This window comes from Sphingopyxis sp. OPL5, assembly GCF_003797775.2.
GTDB lineage: Bacteria > Pseudomonadota > Alphaproteobacteria > Sphingomonadales > Sphingomonadaceae > Sphingopyxis.
This window is the reverse complement of sequence record NZ_CP060725.1, coordinates 1,526,378-1,543,540: the sequence shown is the minus strand read 5'-3', so window position 1 is coordinate 1,543,540 and position 17,163 is coordinate 1,526,378. Positions and strand designations below refer to the sequence as shown.

Below are 17,163 nucleotides of genomic sequence, written 5' to 3'. Positions count from 1 at the left end.
CCCAGCCTAGTCCTTAAGCGGCCAGCTTGCGCAGCACATAGTGCAGGATGCCGCCGTTCATATAATATTCGACCTCGTTTGCGGTATCGATGCGGCAGAGCGTGTCGAAGGCGAAGGTCGATCCGTCGGGGCGCGTGACGTTGACCGTCACCGTCTGGCGCGGCTTGAGGTCCGCGACGCCGGTGATGGTGAAGGTGTCGTCGCCGGTCAGCCCCAGCGTCTCGCGGCTCTGCCCTTCGAGGAATTGCAGCGGCAGCACGCCCATGCCGACGAGGTTCGAACGGTGGATGCGCTCGAAGCTTTCGACGATCACGGTGCGGACGCCGAGCAAATTGGTGCCCTTCGCCGCCCAGTCGCGCGACGAACCGGTGCCATATTCCTTGCCAGCGATGACGACGAGCGGCGTGCCGTCGGCCTTGTGGCGCATCGCGGCGTCGTAGATCGGCATGACCTCCGAACCGTAACGCGACATGCCGCCTTCGATGCCGGGGACCATTTCATTCTTGATGCGGATATTCGCGAACGTCCCGCGCATCATGACGTCGTGGTGGCCGCGGCGGGCGCCGTAGCTGTTGAAGTCGGCCTTGCTAACCTGATGTTCCATCAGCCATTTTCCGGCCGGCGAGTCCGCCTTGATGCTGCCCGCGGGGCTGATGTGGTCGGTGGTGATGCTGTCGCCGAGGATCGCCAGCGGCTTCGCGTCGATGATGTCCTTCACCGGCGCCGGGGTCATGCTCATGCCCTCGAAATAGGGCGGGTTCGCGACATAGGTCGACCCGGCGCGCCACTGGTACGTGTCCGAACCCTCGACCTCGATCTTCTGCCAATGTTCGTCGCCGCGATAGACATGTTCGTAGCGCGCCTCGAACATGTCGCGGTCGATGCACGCCGCCATCGTGTCGGCGACCTCCTGGTTGGTCGGCCAGATATCGGCGAGGAACACGTCCTTGCCCGACTGGTCCTGCCCGATCGGCGTGGTGGTGAAATCCTCGGTCACCGTGCCCTTGAGCGCATAGGCGACGACGAGCGGCGGGGAAGCCAAGAAGTTGGCGCGCACGTCAGGCGACACGCGGCCTTCAAAGTTGCGGTTGCCCGAGATCACCGATGCGGCGACGATGTCGTTGCCGTTGATCGCTTCCGAAATCGGCCCCGCGAGCGGACCCGAATTGCCGATGCAGGTGGTGCAGCCATAACCGACGAGGTTGAAGCCGACCGCGTCGAGATCGGCGGTCAGCCCGGCGCGATCGAAATAGTCGGTGACGACCTGAGACCCCGGCGCGAGCGACGTCTTGACCCAAGGCTTGGGCTTCAGGCCCAAAGCGTTCGCCTTGCGCGCGACGAGACCCGCGGCGACCATCACCCCGGGGTTCGAGGTGTTGGTGCAGCTGGTGATCGCGGCGATCACGACGTCGCCGTCGCCGATGTCGTGGCTCGCGCCCGCCACCGCTACGCGCTTGATGCCGTCATGCTTGTACACCGACGCGAGGTCGGCGTTGAACACATCGTCGACCTCGGTGAGGATCACCTTGTCCTGCGGGCGCTTCGGCCCCGCGAGCGACGGCACGACGCTGCCCATGTCGAGGGTGAGCGTGTCGGTGAAGATCGGGTCGGCCATGTCGGCGGACAGCCACAGACCCTGCGCCTTGGCATAAGCCTCGACCAGCGCGACATTTTCGGCGGTGCGGCCGGTCAGGCGCATATAGTCGAGCGTCTTGTCGTCGATGCCGAAGAAGCCGCAGGTCGCGCCATATTCGGGCGCCATGTTCGCCAGCGTCGCGCGGTCGGCGAGGCTCAGCGACGACAGGCCGGGGCCGAAATATTCGACGAAGCGGCCGACGACGCCTTTGGCGCGCAGCATCTGGGTCGCGGTGAGCACGAGGTCGGTCGCGGTGACGCCTTCGTTGAGCTTGCCGGTCAGCTTGAAGCCGACGACTTCGGGGATCAGCATCGACACCGGCTGGCCGAGCATCGCCGCTTCCGCTTCGATCCCGCCGACGCCCCAGCCGAGCACGCCCAGCCCGTTGATCATCGTCGTGTGGCTGTCGGTGCCGACGCAAGTGTCGGGATAGGCGACGGTTTCACCCGCGGCATCCTCGCTCGACCACACCGCCTGCGCGATATGCTCGAGGTTGACCTGGTGGCAGATGCCGGTGCCCGGGGGCACCGCCTTGAAATTGTCGAGGCTCTTCGACCCCCATTTCAGGAAGTCGTAACGCTCGCCGTTGCGATAATATTCGATTTCGACATTCTGCTCGAACGCCTTCGGGTGGCCGAATTCATCGACCATGACCGAGTGGTCGATGACGAGGTGGACGGGGACGAGCGGGTTGATCTTGGTCGTGTCGCCGCCGAGCTTGGCGATCGCGTCGCGCATCGCGGCGAGGTCGACGACGCAGGGAACGCCGGTGAAATCCTGCAGCAGCACGCGCGCCGGGCGATACTGGATTTCCTGGTTCGAATGCGGGTCCTTCTGCCAGTCGACCAGCGCTTTCACATCATCGGTCGACACGGTGAAGCCGCCATCCTCGAAGCGCAGCAGATTTTCGAGCAGCACCTTCATCGAAAAGGGCAGCCGCGACACGTCGCCGAGCTTCGCCGCGGCCTTGTCGAGCGAGTAATAAGCATAGCTTTTGCCGCCGACGTCGAGCGTCGAGCGAGTTCCAAGCGTGTCGTTGCCGATGGTCGTCATGGTGCAGCAGTCCCCTGTAGGCGCGGCGGGGGAAGACCGTCCGACGGACCGAGCGGGAGAGCGGGGCCGAAGGGAGTCGCGCGCGCGGTTATTGTTGGCGTGGCCTTACGCCGGGGGCGGGGAAATGCAAGGGGGTGGCAGAGGAGTATGCCTCGTTATCGTCCGTTCAAGGCATCGTCGATCGTCGTGAAGATATTGGCGAGGCTGAGCCCGAGCATCTGAAAGGCAATGATGCAGGCGACCGCGATCAGTGCCGCGATCAGTCCATATTCGATGGCGGTCGCGGCCCTTGTGTCGTCGATCAGCCGAATTTTCCGCATGGTGAATTCCCCGTACAGGATCGGCCCCCGCGATCCCGGGCAATCTGGAGCGTTACGTCAGAACAATCTGTTCGAGGACGGGGTTAACGGGCGTGAAGCTACGCGGTGTGGCAGGCGGGTGCGCGGGCGGCTCAGCCGTCCGATTGCGCCTCGCGCGGCGGAGAGCCCTCGGCATAGGGATTTTCGGCGGGGCGGCCGAAATAATAGCCCTGCGCCTGCGGACAGCCCTCGTCGAGCAGCATTTGGCGCTGCGCCGCGGTCTCGACCCCCTCGGCGACGATCGGCATGTTGAAGCTGCGTCCCAGGCCGATGATCGCGCGGACGATCGAGCGCGCCGCATCGTCATCGTCGATCGCCGAGACGAAGCTCTTGTCGATCTTGATCTTGTCGAAGGGAAAGGCCTTGAGGTTCGAGAGCGACGAATAGCCGGTGCCGAAATCGTCCATCGCGACGCGCACCCCCATGTCGCGGATCGCGTGCAGCGCCCGGAGCGCGCTCTGGCGGTTGCGCAGGAAGGCGGTCTCGGTGATCTCAAGCTCGAGCCGGTGCGGGTCGAGCCCCGATTCGCGCAGCGCCTCGCGGACCAGTCCGGGCAGGTTGGGGACCTGGAACTGGATCGTCGAGACATTGACCGCGATCGATATATTGTCGGGCCAGGCGGCGGCGGTATCGCACGCCTGGCGCAGCACCCATTCGCCGATCTGGACGATCGCGCCGATCTCCTCGGCGATCGGGATGAAATCGTCGGGGGGCACCTCGCCGCGCTCGGGATGGTCCCAGCGCAGCAGCGCCTCGTACCCGACGACCGAGCAGAAGGCGGTGGCGACGAGCGGCTGGAAGACGAGGCGCAACTCGCCGCGGGTGATCGCGTGGCGCAGGTCGTGTTCGAGCGCGCGGCGTTCGCGGGCGACCTCGTCCATTTCCTGGTCTAAGAAGGCGGCGGTGCCGCGGCCGTTGTTCTTGGCGCGGTAGAGCGCGGTGTCGGCGTTGCGCTGCAGCGTCTCGGCATCGGCGCCGTCGGCGGGGAAGAGCGCGACGCCGATGCTGACCCCGACCGCCATCGGATCGCGTGCGACATCCATTTCCTCGGCGAGGGCTTCGAGGATGCGGGTCGCGAGGCGGCGCGCGTCGTCGGGGGCGGAGACCGCGCGCTGGATGATCAGGAATTCGTCGCCGCCGACGCGCGCGACGATGTCGTCGCCGCGCACCGCGGCGCGCAGGATATCGGCGACGCGGCGCAGCACCGCGTCGCCCGCGGCATGGCCGAAGATGTCGTTGACCGCCTTGAAGCGGTCGAGGTCGAGCGCGAGCAGCGCGAAGGGGGCGTCGGCGGCGATCGCGTCGTCGAGCGCGACGGCGAACTGCGTGCGGTTGGCGAGGTCGGTGAGCGCGTCGTGCGAGGCGAGATGCTCGATCGCCCGCTGCGCGCGCTTGCGGTCCGACAGGTCGCGGATCGCGAGCACCTGGCAGCTGCGGCCGCGATATTCGATCGTGCGGGTGCCGATCTCGAAGATCTGGTCCTCGTCGGCGCTGCCGCGCAGCCGCGCCTCGACCGACGGGCCGTCGGGGGCGGCGAAGGGCGACCCGTCGAGGCGGACGAACCAGTCGCCCGGCGCGCTGCCGAGGATCGCGCCGGCGCTGACCCCGAGCAGATCGCCGAGCTGGTGGTTGACCTCGACGATGCGGCCGTCGTGGGTGATCGCGAGCGCCTCGAGCGTCGCTTCGGCGAGGCCGTGGGCATCGGTGAGCCAGCGGTCGATCAGCGAGCCGGTGAGCGCGAGCGCGACGAGCGCGAGGTTGGCGAACACGATCGCGGGGACGAGCCAGTCGCGGGTGACCGCGGCGCCGAGCGCGTCGCCGCGCGTCGGATCGGGGACGAGCGTGGTCGCCGACATCGCGGTGAAATGCAGCGCGACGATCGCCAGCACCGCGAGGCTGGCGGGAAGGGCGATGCGGCGCCACCCGCTGCTGCGTGCGAAGGCGACGAACGACGCCCAGAAGCAGAGCCACGAGACGGCGAGCGAGACGAGGATGGGGGCGACGGCATAGGAGACGTGCGCCGGGGCGATGATCGACGCCATGCCGGTGAAATGCATCGCGGCGACCCCGACCGCGGCGCCCGCGGCGGCGATGGCGCAGCGCGCGGCGGTCGGCGCCTTGCCGAGCCAGCGGAAGCTGACCCAGAAGAAGCCGATCGCGATCGCGACCGAGAGCAGAGTGAGCGAGCCGTCGAAGCGGATCGGCATCGCCCCGCGATAGGCGAGCATCGCGACGAAATGGGTGGCCCAGACCCCGACCCCCTGCGCGACCGCGGCGACGACGAGCCAGTGGCGGCGGCGCGTCTCGATGCAGAAGGTCGAGCGGTTGAGGACGACGAAGAGGCAGATGTTGCCGAGGACGCAGACGAGCGCGGCGACAAGGACCAGCCACAGGTCATGCTGATACACCACGCATTCGAGGACGCTGAACATAAAATTCCCCCTGGTCCCCGCGCTTATCAGACCAGACAGGCGTAAAGATTGGATTATTATTGGAGAAGATACTGAAACCGGTTGAGAAATAAATGATTCAATACTGAGGGGTACCGCGAATCGGTGCGACGGGGCGGCATCCTGCCCGCGCGCGACGGGCACCCCCTCCTGCCTTCAGCGCTTGCGCTTCGCTGCCTTGTCGGCGACAGTCGCGCGATCGGGGGAAGGAGCGCGCGTGCAGGCGGTCGACGACGACAAGGCGCTGGGAATGAAGGTGATGAAGCTGTCGCGCATGCTGCGGCTGCGCTTCGACCGGCGTGTCCAGCCGTTGGGGCTGACGCGCGCGCAGTGGCAGACGATCGCCTGCGTGCGGCGGCGCCCCGGCGCGACGCAGCGGCAGGTTGCAGAACTGCTGGAGGTCGGCGAGGTGACCGTGGGCCGATCGATCGACAAGCTGGTCGAGGCGGGACTGGTCGAGCGACGCCGCGATCCCGCGGACCGGCGCGCGCACCGCATCTGGCTGACCCACGCGATCGAACCGTTGATCGGTGAATTGACGCGGATCGGCGCTGCGGAGGAAGCCGCGGCGCTGGCAGGCTTCGACACGCAAGAGCAGGCGCTGCTCCACGCGATGCTCGACCGCATCACCGCCAATTTGGGCGGCGACGCGGTCGAAGCCGTGACCTGCGAGCCGGAGCAGCGTTGAGAGGGGAGAGCCTTCCGGCGACGCAGGTCCGGATTATTTCTGCTTGAGCGCCTCCGACTTGCTGAGCGTCGTGACCAGCTTGCCGTTGACGATGCTGAGCGTGCTCGCGGGGATGCGAACGGTCTCGCGGTTGACGATCGCGAGGAGGTTGCCCGACGCCTGAACCTTGTAGACCTTGCCGACGATGCGGGCGCTGGTGTCGCGCAGGACTTCGCCTTCCTTCGGCGCGCGTTCGAGCGCGGTGGTCGCTTCGGCCGGCGGCGTAGCGGTTTCGACGGCGAGGGCGGGCGTGGCGACGGCGAGAAGCGCAATGGTGACGAACATACGCATGGGAATGACCTTTCGACTATATACTAAGTCATATTAGTATATGCTAGTTTAGTGTGCAACGCACAAAAAACTGCCCGCCGCGAAAGCGCGGCTTTGCCGCCGCCGGTGCCATAGGTGTGAAGCCCAAGCGGATGCCCGCCGTGTCAGGACGCGGTGGCGATACGAACCGGTGCCGGGGTAAAGGCGCGGACGCGATTGCGTCCGGCGCGCTTGGCTTCGTAGAGCGCCTGGTCGGCGTCGCGCATCAGCTGCGACAGGCCGGCGCCGGGCACGGCGACCGCCAGCCCGATGCTTGTCGTCGGCGGCGTCGCGCCGGGGAGGCAGGGCTGGCACGCGATAGTCATGCCGGTGCGAACCGCCTCGGCCAGCGCGCGTGCCGTCTCGATCCCGCTGCCGGGCAGCAAGAGGGCGAATTCCTCGCCGCCGATGCGGCCGGCGATCGTCCCGGCAGGGCCGGCCGCGCGAAGATGGGCGCCGAAGGCGGCGATGATCGCATCGCCAGCGGCATGACCGTGATTGTCGTTGACCGCCTTGAAATGGTCGATGTCGGCGATGAGCAGCGCGGCGGGCCGCCCCTGGTCGGCGCAGGCGCGCACCGCGGCGCCCGCCTCCGCCTCGAACCCGCGCCGGTTGAGCAGGCCCGAAAGCTGGTCGCCGTCGGCCTGTTCGCGCAGTTCGGCCATCAGGTCGATCGCCACCGCGACCATCAGCGTGATCGCCGACAGCACCGAGCAGATCGCTTGGGTGAACTGGACGGTGGTCCAATAGACCGACTGCTGGAAGCCGACATAATTGACGATGTCGCCGGTGACCCCGAGGACGAGCAACGGTCGCAGCGTGTAGTTGAGCGCCCAGACGATGCCGAGCCAGAAGAAGATATGGTCGACGATGTGCCGTTTGGGCAAGCGGCGCAGGCAGACGGGAATCATCAGCGCGATCAGTCCGAGCGCGAAGCTGATCGCATAGATGCGCCCGACTATGCTGGGATCGACGAGCAGGAACCAGAGGAAGATGGCCATCGACACGGTGCAGATGACCGCCATCGTGCGGCGCGGCACGGCGACGCGATAATGGGCGATGATCGCGCCGACGAGCAGGCAACCGGCGAGGAGATAGCCGAAATTGGCGGGAATCCGCTGCAACTCCATCGGCAGCACCGGGCCAAGATCTTGGATCAGGAAGGCGGCGGCGGTGATCGCATGGCCGGCGGCGGCGGCGAGGAGGTAGCGATATTCGCGGCGGTAGAGCCAGAGCAGCAGGAAGGCGCCCGCCAGCAACAGGCCGATGCCCGGATTGAGCAGGGAAATGAAAAACTGACCCGACAAACGCTTACTGCCTCTCGCACGCAGCGTAACAAGATCAGGGATAATAAGCCGTTACGAGGGCAGTGGGAAAGTGACGAAGCGGTGAACCGTTGACGCCGTCAGGCGCTGCCGCGCACCGCGAGGCGGACCGGGACGCGCGTGCCGTCGCGGACATGCTCGTCATCCTCGAGCGCCATCGCGACGAGCGCCTCGCCGGCGGCCTCGAGATCGGGTTCGAGCGTGGTGAGCGCGGGATCGGCGAGGGTGCCGGCGCGGATGCCGTCGAAGCCGATCAGCGCGACATCCTCGGGCACGCGGCGCCCGATTTCCTTGAGGCCCTGGAGCACGCCGAGCGCGAGCATGTCGCTGGCGGCGAAGATCGCGTCGGTGTCGGGATGCGCGGCGAGCAAGGCATGTGCGGCGGCGACGCCTTGGGCATGGCGGTCGGCGGCGGGCGCGGCCGCCCAGACGACCGGGTCGATAGCATGCGCGGCGAGTGCGGCGGAAAAGCCTTCGCGCCGTTCGTCGAACTGGCGCTGTGCCGAATCGGCGGGGCCGATGAAAGCGGCGCGGCGGCGGCCGGTCGCGATCAGATGTTCGGCGGCAAGGCGCCCGCCGGCGTCATTGTCGCTGCGCATCCAGTGGAAGGGATCGCCCGGGCTGCCCCAGCAGACGAAGTCGAGTCCCGAGGCCTGCGCGGCGCCGAAATAATCCCACGCCGCGTCGTTGCTGGTGGTGCCGATGACGATCATCGCATCGGCGAGCCCCGAGGCGACGAAATCGGCGCGGAAATTGGCGGGGCTTTCCTGGAAGCTGACGAGCAGGTTGAAGCGCCGTGCCGACGTCGCCTCGGCAATGCTGCCAAGCAGCGCGAAATAGAAAGGGTTGATCGCGCTGCGGTCTTCGCCGGGGCGGCAGATGGTGACGAGCGCGATCGTCTCGCTGCTTTTCAGGCGCAGGCTGGAGGCGTGGCGGTCGACGACATAGCCGAGTTCGCGTGCAGCCGCCGAGACGCGGGCGCGGGTTTCGGCATTGACCCCGGGGCTGCCGCGCAGCGCGCGCGAGACGGTCGATTGCGACACGCCCGCGCGCTCGGCGACGTCGAACGATGTCGGGCGCAGCATTTTCGCGGTCACGATCCCATTCTCCCCTTGATCGCGTCTGTTGCGCGGGCGACGGGCGCTGTCAATCGGCGAACGGCCACCGTCGGGCGCGGACCCAGTCGACGAGGCGGGCGTCGCCGGGCGAGTCGGCATGGATACGTGCGCGCAGCGCCTCGTCGAGGGTGACGCGGCGCGCGACCACTTCGCCTTGCGACGGGTGCGAGGCGGGGAGCTCGATCGAACGTCCGGCGGCGCGATAATGGTTCCAGTCGGCGGGGATGCCCATGGCGGCCGACAGGAAGTCGAGCCCCTCGTTCCAGCGATCGGTGGTGGTGGCGAACCAGCACAGCTCCAGCAGCCGCTGCGCCATCGCAAGCTGCTGTTCGGGATCGGCGGGAAGGTCGGCGCCATAGAGGCGCTGGGCGAAGAAGCGCACCATATAGTCCGACTGTTCGGGGCGGTACCAGTTCATATACCAATCGTCGAAATCGTCGGGGGCGTGGCCGCGGCTCCAGCGGAAATTATAGAGCGAGACGCAGCGTTCGGCAGGGTCGCGGACGACGGTGACATAGCGCGGCTCGCGCAGCCCGGGGACGAGGCGGTGGATGCCGTAATCGAGCTGGTGCCCCGCGAGGATTTCGGCGCGGGTACGCTCCTCGGCCGGGCGATCCTCGAATTCGGGCCGGCCCTGTTCCTTGCGGTAGCGGCGACCCCAGTTGGAAAATTCGACCAGCTGCTCGTCCATGGCGAAATGGCGTTCGAGATGCGCCTTCAGCGTCGTGCCCCCGCATTTGGGAACGTGGAGGAATATCCACAGCGGGCGGCGCGGAGTGTCGGTCATGCGCCGACCCTGTCGTAACCGAAGCCGGTCAGCAAGTCGCGGTGATCGTCGAAGACCCGATTGAGATCAGCCAGTTGCGCCGGGCCGAGCCGGGCGATCTGATCGGCGTTCATGTCGCGCAGCACTTCGTTGTAGCGGCCCTTCACCGGAAGCGAGCGGTCGAGCACGAGGTCGGCGAAGGCGGGGACGAGGCCGGCGATGCGGGCCGCGACGGCGGCGGGGGTGCGGCACATCTGCTCATAGGTGAAGAAGGTCGTGCGCGCGCCGAGTGCGGCGCGGTTGGCGGCCTGCGCCGCGAGAGCGGCGACGATGTGGCGCGCGGCGGTGGCCGCGAGGCTGTCGCCGGGCGCCACCGGGCCGGCGTCGGCGCCGCGGCGGACGATGCCTTCGGCGACGGCATAGGGGTTGCGGACCATGATGAGGAAGGCGGCGTCGGGAAAGGCGGCGGCGATGCGGTCGGCGATGAGCAGGAAGGGCGGCGAGGCGATAACTAGGGTGTCGGCATCGGCATCGGCGGCGCGGGCGTGGAAATACCAGGCGCGGCGGGTGCGGTCCCAGTCATAGGCGGCGGCATCGCGGAAGGTCGCGATCGAGGCCGGCGTCGCCGCCCACAGCAGGCGGGTGCCGGTGCCGCGCGAACTGGGGCCGTGGAAACCCGTCACATGCTGACCCTCGCGCGGCAGCGACCAGGCGCGGGCGCATTGGCCAAGCGCGGCGGCTAGAAAGGTCGAGCCGCTGTTGTTGGGGGCGAGCAGGAAGAGAGGACGCTGTATCGCGCCTTCGCCGCCGGCGATCATGGCCTGCCCTTGAGCCAGTCAGCGCGCGCCGCCGCCCACAGGCGGACAGCGGTTGCATAGTCGGGGTCGCGCGCGATCGCGTCGGCGTGGCGGTCGGGGCGCCAGGGCTTGGCACCGCCGTTGAAGTGGAGGACGCGGGCGTCAGCGAGCGGCACCGGTTCGTGCGCGAAGCTGGCGGCGCGGTGGCCGATCATCAGGTTGAACGCGGTGCCGGCGAGTGCGACACGATCGCGCAGCAGCAGGTTCCACACCGCCTGGTCGGTGTGCTGCGAGGCGATGCGCGCCCAGCCGGCGGGATCGAGCAGCGGCCAGAGCGCGGCGGCGACGCCGGGGCCGGCGGCGACGGGGTCGTAGACGAGCAGCCCGGCGTTGAAGCTGGCGGACGCGGTTTCGCCGGCGGCGACCTCGGCCAGAGAGTCGGCGTCGCGGACATTGCCGCGCAGCATCGCGGCATCGGGGCAGGCGACGAGCGCGGCGTCGCTGTCCAGCAGCGGCGCGATATCGCCGCGGAACAGCAGGTCGCTGTCGGCGAAGAGCAGCCTGCCGGTCGCCGGCAGGAGCAGGGTTTCGAGGCTGAGGAAACGGTCGCGGCGCGCTGCGAGATGCGGGTGCGCGACGGTGAGCGTATTGATCGCGTCGGCGAGGGGCGGGCTCGCCGTGCGGCAGAGGAGGCGCGGGAAGGACGCGGCGAGCGCGGCCTGGTCGGCGCCGGTCAGGCGGCTGTGAAGGACAAGAATGTCGCCCGTGAACCAGCGATTATGCGCGAGGAAGCTCGCGAGCATCACTTCGGTGCCGATGCGGAAATCGGGCGAGGAGACGGTGACGAGCGTCGTTGCGGTCATGGCGCGGCGGCCGGATCGTAACCGAAGAGCGCGAAGTCGCGGGCATAATAGTGGCGGATGAGATCGGCGAGTTCGGCGTCGAGCGCGGCGCCCGCCCGATCGGGCGAGACATTGACCGCCTCGAGCGGCGGAAGCGGGGCGCCGAGGGCGGCCGACAGCCTTGCCATCTCGGCCGCCAGGTCTTCGTGGCGGAGGAGCAGCGTGGTGCGGACACGGCCTGCGTCGTCGCAGACGAACTCCTGCTGCGGGCGGAGCAGGATATGCGCGCGGCGCGCGGGATCGGTAAGCGCCGCCTTCATCGTGCCGAGCGGGTCGCGGACCATCGCGTCGCCGTTCCGCCAGCCGAAGCGGGCATAGGAAAGGAAGCGGTCGAAGGGCGAGCGGACGACGGCGAAGCTGGTGAGGCCGTCCCACTGGCCGGGGAGCAGGAAGGGCGCGACGTCGCGATAGCCGAGGTGACCGTGGCCGATCGCGGCGAGCGGCGCGACGGGGAAATAGCGCTTGTCGAACAGGGTGCATTGTTCCCAGTCGTTCGCCGCGAGCAGCGGGCGCAGCGCGGTGCGCAGCGCATGGCCGGCGGTCTTCGGGATCGCGACGAAGGCGAAGCGGCGGCTGAACGACAGGATCATGGGGTGTCGAGGAACTGGAGCGCGAGGCGCAGCGCCGGGTCGCGGCCCGAGTGGGTCCGGCGCGCGTGTTCGACGCGTTTGCGCAGCCGGTCCATGTCGATGTAGCGCGCGCGGGCGGGCGGGGTGTCGCTCGCAAGGATGCGGTCGCCGATCAGCACCATGGTTTCGCCGAGCGCCTTGTCGATCCAGGCGACGCGCAGCGGCTCGGTCTTGCTGTTGTTGAGGCGCACGACGTCGGGGAGCAGGCCGTCGCTGGCCTCCTTGATCAGCCAGCGCCGCATTGCGCCGCGACGGAACATGCGCGGCGGCAGGCTGTAGATGAACTCGAGCAGGCGGCGGTCGAGCAGCGGGAAACGATAGTCGATACCGCGTGTCGCGCCGCTGATCGCCCAGTCCTCGAGCCGCCCCGTCGTCGCGCTGTAGCGGAGCAGCGTATGCTGGGTGCGGCGGACGCCGAACTCGCGCGTCACCTTCATGGGGAGCAGGCGGGCGCGGCGGACGAAGGCGGGATCGGCCAGGCTGTGCCCCGCGAACGGGCGCCAGCGCAGCGGCAGCTGCGGGTGAAAGGTCCGCACGGTGCGGCGCGCGGCGTGATAGATGGTGCGCAGCCCCGCCCTGACCCCGGGCCGGCCCGCGTCGCGATAGAGCGTCACCCAGCGGCCGGTGGCAAAGAGCCAGGGATGATAGCCGCGGCCATTGTACGAGGCGGCTTCGTCGCCGCCCCAGCCCGACAGGATGACCTCGACATCGCGCGCCGCGGCGTCGCGCTGGATCGCTGCCTCGTGGAGCAGATTGCGGATGTCGGGGCCGCGGGTCCAGTCCTGCGTGAACAGCGCCGCCATCTCGTCGGTCGAGAGGGTGGGGGCATACAGCTGAAGGCCGAGGCGGGCGCGGATCGCTTCGCTCCAGCCGGGTTCGCTGTCGGGGTCGGCGTCGGGATCGACGATATGCCAGCTGTACCCCGGCGGATCGGCGAGGCCGCGGGCGCGCAGTTCGGGTGTCGCGACCGCGGCGATGAGCGAACTATCGAGCCCGCCGCTGAGATGCACCGCGAACCGGGTGGCGCCCGCGAGGCGATCGGTCACCGCCTGCTCGACGAACTGGCGATAGCGCGCGATGGTCGCGGCGTCGTCGGCGCGGTCGTCGACGGCGATCTTTTCGGGGTTCCACCAACGGTCGAGGCGCGCGTCGCCGCCCACCAGAAACAGGCGGTGGCCGGGTTCGAGGCGGCGGACCGCGCGCTGGAAGCTGCGATCCATTGGCTGGAACTTGCGATGGATGAGGATGGAGGCGATGAAATCCTCGTCGAGGTCGTCGGGCACGCCGGGGAGCGCGAGCAGCGCGGCGGGGTCGCTGGCAAAAGCGAGGCGGTCGCCGGTTAGCGCATAGAAAAAGGGGCGGGCGCCGACATGGTCGCGCGCGGCGAAGCTGGTGCCGCTGTCCCGATCGTGCAGCACGAAGGCGTAATCGCCATAGAGGAACAGCGGGCAGTCGGCCCCCCAGCGGCGCCAGGCGGCAGCGATCAGCGCGGCGGCGGAGGTATTGGCGGGCGGCGCGAGATCGGCGAGCGCGGCACGCAGGTCAGCCTGGCCGTCGATCCGCGCGTCGGCGACGACGATGAGGTCGTCGGCGATATGCAGTGCGTCGATGGATCGCGCCTGTTTCGCGGTCGCGAGCGCGGCGAAGCTTGCCGCAGCGAGGCTGTTGGCGACACTGGCCGCCCCGAGCGCGGCCCGAACCACGGCGCTATCGGCGATGGAGGGTGCGGCGGACGCCGAACGATCGATGATGCCACAGAAGCGATGCACGGCCGATAGTCGATCCCGTCAGGACGCGGGGGCGCCGGCGCCGATCGTGCCGCCGTCGCACGAAAGCGTCAAGCGCACAGACAAATTAACGCGCAAGCAGTTTGGCCCCGCGATGCAGGGCCAAACCACTATTTCCATCTCTGAACTGGAGTGGCGCGAATCAGGACGCGTCGTAGAAGGTATCGTCCGGATCGGGGCTGGGGCCGCCGCCACCGCCACGCGTACGCGCCGCCGGCACGACCGAGCGCAGTTCCGGCTTTTGCCAATCCTTGCGCGGCACATGCTTTTCCACGGTCTTGGTCATCAGAATCCCCCCTATTTGATATCGGTCCCACCGTTCGCCCGCAGATGCTTTTCACTGACTGGCGATTTACTTGGCCATGATGAGACAAAAATGCTGACCAGTCAAGGTAAACGGCCCGTCTACCAATGGTTTAGGAGGGACACAGCGTGACCAGCCCCTTGCCGGCAAGTTCTTGGACGAATCCAATGGTTTCGGTACGACAAGTCCCGGGTTCGACGTCATATTCGGCGACCAGCGAATCGCAGATGGTGTCGAGCGTCGCCGGCGAATCGAGCAAGGCCCAGATCCGTCCGCCGACCGAGTCGACGTCGAAATAATTGCCGCTGTCGATGTCCATCATCATCAGCCCGTCGTCGAAGTCGTTGAAGAGTATCGACGGATTGCGCGTGATCAAGGTGTTGCCGGTTAGTGCGACCGTCATGTCCTGCCCCCCAAAATCCCCGCAGATGCGATAGCGAGCGCCGCCGCCACGCGTCAAGCCATTGACGCGGGAAGATAATCGAGCGCCGCCATCTGGCCGCGATGATCGGCGACGATATGCGTGACCTGGGCGGCGGTCAGCGCCGAGCGCCATTCGCCGGCGCGCCCGGCGCGAAAGAAGTTGGGCATGTTGGCGGGCTTTTCGGAAAAGCCCTCGATCGCCTCACGATCGCGCAGCCGGTCGAAACGACTCGCGGCGACCGCAGCGGCAATCGCGGCGGGCGCAGCATCGAGGCCCGCGGCGGCGGCGGCGCGCGCAAGCGCGGCTGCGGGGTCGGTCAGCATATCCTCGTAACGCAGCAGGCAGAGCGGGATCGCATCCTGCTGTGTCCAGCCCGCGACATGGTCGCTCCACCGGCCGAGATGGACGGGCAGGAAATCGCTGATCCGGTCGGGCCACCGGTTGAGTGTCGAATCGGCGTCGGCCATCCGTGTGATCGTCGTGTCGACATCCTGCTGGTTATGGTGTGCGAAGGAGAGGGCGACGTCGAGCGGATTGCGAACGATGTAGATCGCGGCGCGGCTGGCGTCGGCGGGAAAGAGCGCGGTGTCGCCCGGCCCCAGCGCATATTGGTCGTGCGTCTTAACGAAGAAGGGCGCGGCATTCTCCGCCGCCATCTGGCGGTGGAGCAGCGCGCGATAGGGTAAGAGTTCGGCGGGTTTCATCTCCGCCGAGGAAATGGCGCAGGCGTCGTCGAGCGCGTGGCGGTCGCCGCCCTCGGGCGCCCCGGCGAGCGCATTGACCGAGACATCATCGCCCGGCGCGGCGAGCAGGTGGGTGAGCATCGCGCGCAGCCAGGTGTTGCCCGATTTGGGATAGGAAGCGAGCCAGACGATCGAGCAGGGCATGACGCGCTATGGCGTCGGCTGAAGCGCGGGGGAGAGGCCGAAATATTCGATCACCGCATCGGCCATGCCCGCCGGCGTCGCACCGGTCGCGGGGCGTCCGATCGCGACCATGTCGATCGACCCGGCGAGCTTTACCACCGCGTCGAAGCCCCAGGGCTGGAGCCCGAGGCCGCGCAGGAATTTCTTGCGATGGACATAGCGGGCGAGCGCTTCGACCCGGTTGCCCATCAGCACGGGGCGCGTCAGGACGCCGGTTCCGCTGTGCGATTGAAGCAGCACCACCGCGCGCACCGGCATCGGGTCTTGGCGAAAGCGGTCGACCGCGACATAATATTTTTCGATATCCTCGCGAACCTGGATCTTGTCGTCGTCGTCACGGTCGAGCAGCGACAGGCTGTCGGTCCACAGCCGCATCGCGGGAAAGGCGGGGATCGCGGTCGCGCCGGCATCGTCGACGGTGACCCCGGTGACATCGTCGGCGAGCATCGTGCAGCCCGCCGCCATCAGCCCACCGAGCAGCGTCGACTTGCCCGCGCCCGAGCGCCCGATGACGAGGATCGCGCCGCTGTCGCTGGCGATCGAGCAGGCGTGCATCGGCAGGATGCGGCGCTGCATCAGCAGCGCAGAAATGCCGGTGCCGAGGATGATCGAGACGAGCGCGGCGTCGGTCGCCCCGGCTTCGCGGTCGACGGTGATCGACGTGCCGCCGGCGATCAGCAGCCGGCCGATGCCGAAGGCGTGAAACAGGATTTCGCCCGGTTCGGCGCGCCAGTTGCGAAAATGCATCGCCTCCGCCAGCCGGTCGTCGGCGATCGGACCGAGGCGGATCTCGATGTCGACCGGGGCGGCGACATCGCCGGGCAGCAAGTGTGGCAGCGCGAGGTCGGAGCGCAGCGTGAAGCCGTAGTGGCGGTAAAAATGACCCTGGGTCATGCGGTCGTCGCGGCTTCGGCCCCGGCCCCCAATGGCGCCGGCGCGGCGCGGTCGAACACTTCGAAGATGAAGTGGATACGGTCGGCGTCGCCTTCGTTCACCCCGCCGTGCGACGCGATATTGTTGACCTCCCACGCATGGCCGAGGCCGAGATGGTGGCGGTTCGGGCCGCTGAGAAAAAAGGCCCCCGGATTGGTGATCAGCGGCACATGGATCTTGTGGGTGCGCAGGTTCGATCCGGCGCCGTCACGGTGGAGGTCGATTTTCTGCCCGGCCTGGAGCCGCGCGAGCATCGCCTTTGGAAAGGCGGGATCGGCGAAACCATAGGGCCGGATCGCCGCGTCCATCACCGGCTGGAGCAGCGGCCGCCAGACCATCCATGCCGGATTGTCATAATGGTCTTCGGGTTCGCGATTGCCCGGGGTGAAACGGAAGATGATGTGGCGCGTGTGGTGGAAGACCTCGAAGTCATTTTCCTTGCGCGCGTCCTCGCCGGCCCAGGCGCGTTCCGAAATCGCGGCGACACGTGCAGCGAGCGCGGTCGCGTCGACCGGGCCGAGGTCGCGGACATTGGCAGGCTTTGTGACGATGACGGCCATGGGATGAAAATTGCCCCCGCAATTGCCGGGTCGTTCTGGCGCGCGTTGCGCCCCGCGACAAGGGTAAAGTCACCCCGATTTCGCTTTGGGACACAGATGCTTCGCGCCGCAGGGCCGCATTGAACCTTTGGCGCGCGCTAGCTAAGATCGTGGCGGTG

At 67.9% G+C, this 17,163-nt stretch carries 17 protein-coding genes; 1 reads left to right on the top strand and 16 read right to left on the bottom strand.

From position 1 onward, the window contains the following. Positions 1 to 13: 13 nt before the first annotated feature. The 3 genes from acnA to EEB18_RS07440 form a co-directional block, all read right to left on the bottom strand. Complete coding sequence (gene acnA / locus EEB18_RS07450; RefSeq protein ID WP_187139024.1) at positions 14 to 2,689, bottom strand: aconitate hydratase AcnA; 2,676 nt, start codon at positions 2,687 to 2,689, stop codon at positions 14 to 16. A 155-nt stretch (positions 2,690 to 2,844) separates the two neighbouring features. Then, positions 2,845 to 3,009 (bottom strand): Flp family type IVb pilin, encoded by a 165-nt coding sequence (locus EEB18_RS07445; protein ID WP_187139023.1) that lies wholly within the window; start codon positions 3,007 to 3,009, stop codon positions 2,845 to 2,847. Between the two features lie 131 nt (positions 3,010 to 3,140). Continuing rightward, positions 3,141 to 5,480, bottom strand: a complete 2,340-nt coding sequence (locus tag EEB18_RS07440) for an EAL domain-containing protein (RefSeq protein ID WP_187139022.1) — start codon at positions 5,478 to 5,480, stop codon at positions 3,141 to 3,143. Between the two features lie 235 nt (positions 5,481 to 5,715). On the opposite strand from EEB18_RS07440, the gene EEB18_RS07435 reads away from it, so the two are divergent. Beyond that, the gene (locus tag EEB18_RS07435) at positions 5,716 to 6,186 is read left to right on the top strand and encodes a MarR family winged helix-turn-helix transcriptional regulator (RefSeq protein WP_187139021.1); all 471 of its coding nucleotides are present in this window, start codon (positions 5,716 to 5,718) and stop codon (positions 6,184 to 6,186) included. Positions 6,187 to 6,219: 33 nt separating this feature from the next. Here the strand turns inward: EEB18_RS07435 and EEB18_RS07430 are convergent, their stop codons facing one another. From EEB18_RS07430 to EEB18_RS07370, 13 genes are all read right to left on the bottom strand, one after another. Then, positions 6,220 to 6,516, bottom strand: a complete 297-nt coding sequence (locus EEB18_RS07430; protein WP_187139020.1) for a hypothetical protein — start codon at positions 6,514 to 6,516, stop codon at positions 6,220 to 6,222. A 143-nt stretch (positions 6,517 to 6,659) separates the two neighbouring features. Then, the gene (locus tag EEB18_RS07425; protein WP_187139019.1) at positions 6,660 to 7,841 is read right to left on the bottom strand and encodes a GGDEF domain-containing protein; all 1,182 of its coding nucleotides are present in this window, start codon (positions 7,839 to 7,841) and stop codon (positions 6,660 to 6,662) included. Positions 7,842 to 7,939: 98 nt separating this feature from the next. Next, entirely contained in the window at positions 7,940 to 8,956 is a 1,017-nt protein-coding gene (locus EEB18_RS07420; RefSeq protein WP_262408157.1) for a LacI family DNA-binding transcriptional regulator, read from the bottom strand. A 49-nt stretch (positions 8,957 to 9,005) separates the two neighbouring features. Beyond that, positions 9,006 to 9,764, bottom strand: coding sequence for a sulfotransferase family 2 domain-containing protein (locus tag EEB18_RS07415; RefSeq protein WP_187139018.1), 759 nt, complete (start codon positions 9,762 to 9,764; stop codon positions 9,006 to 9,008). After that, a complete protein-coding gene (locus EEB18_RS07410; RefSeq protein ID WP_187139017.1) occupies positions 9,761 to 10,561 on the bottom strand; it encodes a sulfotransferase in 801 nt (266 codons plus the stop codon). The genes EEB18_RS07415 and EEB18_RS07410 overlap by 4 nt, the downstream gene beginning before the upstream one ends. Next, on the bottom strand, positions 10,558 to 11,403 hold the full coding sequence (locus tag EEB18_RS07405; RefSeq protein ID WP_187139016.1) for a glycosyltransferase: 846 nt from the start codon (positions 11,401 to 11,403) through the stop codon (positions 10,558 to 10,560). The genes EEB18_RS07410 and EEB18_RS07405 overlap by 4 nt, the downstream gene beginning before the upstream one ends. Next, positions 11,400 to 12,032, bottom strand: coding sequence for a sulfotransferase (locus EEB18_RS07400; RefSeq protein WP_187139015.1), 633 nt, complete (start codon positions 12,030 to 12,032; stop codon positions 11,400 to 11,402). Before EEB18_RS07400 ends, EEB18_RS07405 begins: the two co-directional genes overlap by 4 nt. After that, positions 12,029 to 13,774, bottom strand: coding sequence for an asparagine synthetase B family protein (locus tag EEB18_RS07395; protein WP_187139014.1), 1,746 nt, complete (start codon positions 13,772 to 13,774; stop codon positions 12,029 to 12,031). Before EEB18_RS07395 ends, EEB18_RS07400 begins: the two co-directional genes overlap by 4 nt. Before the next feature lie 226 nt (positions 13,775 to 14,000). Next, positions 14,001 to 14,144 (bottom strand): hypothetical protein, encoded by a 144-nt coding sequence (locus EEB18_RS07390; RefSeq protein ID WP_156377568.1) that lies wholly within the window; start codon positions 14,142 to 14,144, stop codon positions 14,001 to 14,003. A 130-nt stretch (positions 14,145 to 14,274) separates the two neighbouring features. Further along, positions 14,275 to 14,565: a PqqD family peptide modification chaperone gene (locus EEB18_RS07385; RefSeq protein WP_187139013.1), complete on the bottom strand. Its 291-nt coding sequence runs from the start codon at positions 14,563 to 14,565 to the stop codon at positions 14,275 to 14,277. Positions 14,566 to 14,618: 53 nt separating this feature from the next. Next, positions 14,619 to 15,473: a sulfotransferase domain-containing protein gene (locus tag EEB18_RS07380; protein ID WP_187139012.1), complete on the bottom strand. Its 855-nt coding sequence runs from the start codon at positions 15,471 to 15,473 to the stop codon at positions 14,619 to 14,621. Positions 15,474 to 15,479: 6 nt separating this feature from the next. Beyond that, positions 15,480 to 16,406 (bottom strand): hypothetical protein, encoded by a 927-nt coding sequence (locus tag EEB18_RS07375; protein WP_187139011.1) that lies wholly within the window; start codon positions 16,404 to 16,406, stop codon positions 15,480 to 15,482. After that, entirely contained in the window at positions 16,403 to 17,005 is a 603-nt protein-coding gene (locus EEB18_RS07370) for an aspartyl/asparaginyl beta-hydroxylase domain-containing protein (RefSeq protein WP_187139010.1), read from the bottom strand. Before EEB18_RS07370 ends, EEB18_RS07375 begins: the two co-directional genes overlap by 4 nt. Positions 17,006 to 17,163 lie beyond the last annotated feature (158 nt).